This window comes from Microbacterium sp. P2_F9, assembly GCF_056403635.1.
The window spans coordinates 1-727 of the sequence record NZ_JBFUFC010000418.1; the positions used below are offsets into that span (position 1 = coordinate 1).

Sequence of the window (727 nt, forward strand, 5' to 3'; positions counted from 1 at the left end):
CCAACTACCTCACCGGTGCGCTGCTCATCCCGGAATCGCACGCCGTGCCGTTCCTGCAGGACGCGAAGAAGGACAAGGCGATCTCGATCGAGGACCTCCGTGACGCCTACTCGGTCTCGTACGAGACCGCCGCRCACCGCTTCACGAATCTCGCGACGGTGCAGCTCGGCATCCCGGTGCACTTCCTCAAGGTGCACGAGTCCGGCACGATCACGAAGGCGTACGAGAACGACGACGTGAACTTCCCGACCGATCGGCTCGGCTCCATCGAGGGACAGCTGTGCTGTCGCCGCTGGACGAGTCGCGCCATCTTCGACGTCGACGACCACTTCAACCCGTACTACCAGTACACCGACACGGGCAACGGCACCTACTGGTGCACGGCCCGGGTCGAGGCATCCAGCGAAGGCGCCCACTCGGTCAGCGTCGGAGTGCGCTTCGACGACACGCGCTGGTTCATCGGCCGCGACACTCCGAACCGCGGGGTGTCGAAGCACTCGGTCGAGGTGTGCTGCCGACGGCCGCCGGCCGACCTCGAAGAGGCGTGGCGCGACCAGTCCTGGCCGAACGTCCGCACACCGCGCACGCTGCTGGCGACGCTCCCCACGGGCGCGTTCCCGGGGGTCGACACGACCGACGTCTACGAGTTCCTCGAGGCGCACGCCCCGCGCTGAACGCCGGTTCAGCCCGCCCCGCGCCTCTCCTCCGCTCAGCGGAGGGGCAGGGC

General features: G+C 68.3%; 1 pseudogene. It reads left to right on the forward strand.

The annotated features are described in order from the left end of the window. A pseudogene (locus tag AC1DVT_RS20500) lies at positions 1-674 on the forward strand (XRE family transcriptional regulator); the annotation flags it as partial. Between the last annotated feature and the right edge of the window lie 53 nt (positions 675-727).